This window comes from Aromatoleum anaerobium (genome assembly GCF_012910705.2).
GTDB classification, from domain to species: domain Bacteria; phylum Pseudomonadota; class Gammaproteobacteria; order Burkholderiales; family Rhodocyclaceae; genus Aromatoleum; species Aromatoleum anaerobium.
The window spans coordinates 1-654 of record NZ_WTVG02000009.1 but is presented as its reverse complement, the minus strand read 5'-3'; the positions used below and the strand labels follow the sequence as shown (position 1 = coordinate 654).

Annotated in this window: 1 protein-coding gene and 1 pseudogene; one reads left to right on the top strand and one right to left on the bottom strand. The window is 62.2% G+C overall.

What is annotated here, in order from left to right:
* Positions 1 to 192: hypothetical protein (locus tag GO606_RS00665; RefSeq protein ID WP_246979241.1), on the bottom strand; the 192-nt coding region annotated here is incomplete at its 3' end.
* Between the two features lie 177 nt (positions 193 to 369).
* On the opposite strand from GO606_RS00665, the pseudogene GO606_RS00660 reads away from it, so the two are divergent.
* Positions 370 to 654, top strand: a pseudogene (locus GO606_RS00660) (hypothetical protein); the annotation flags it as partial.

Genomic DNA, 654 nt, shown 5'->3' with positions numbered 1-654 from the left:
ACTAGGTGACTTGGCGAGCACGCAGGCCGCAACGTGAGTGAACGCTGAGCACGCCTCGAAAAGGGTGATGCACGGGCCGACCTGCCAGTCGATGCGGGGAAGGTTGCCACTGCTGGAGAAGTGAGCGAAACATGCATCCAGCAGCCGTGCCGGGGTATTGGCGGTGGCATGCGTGAAAGAGGAAAGGCGCACGAAACACGGGAAGTCCTCGGTTGCGGAGGTGGGAGCCTCCAGCAGGGTGCCGGTGACGGCAGGACTTGGTGACCGAGGATGGCGGAGGGGCCCGTAGTACCGGGGAAGCCGGGTAATGCCGGTGGAGGGAAGGGGCCCTGGTTCAGGATCAACGCAGGAAGTGGCGAGGGCAGGAGATTGGGAAACCTATCAACTCCGATCAGCGTTCAGAAGCTGCAGGCGGCGTTACATGCGAAAGCGAAGGCAGAACCCGAGTTTCGATTCTACGCACTGTACGACAAGCTGTATCGACTCGATGTGCTGACCCATGCGTACGATCGGTGCCGCGCCAACAAGGGCGCTCCGGGTCTGGATGGGCAGACGTTCGGCGATATCGAGCGGTACGGTCGGGAACGATGGCTGGGGGAACTGGCGCTGGCGCTCAGGGATGAGACGTACCAACCGGAGGCAATCAAGCGGGTC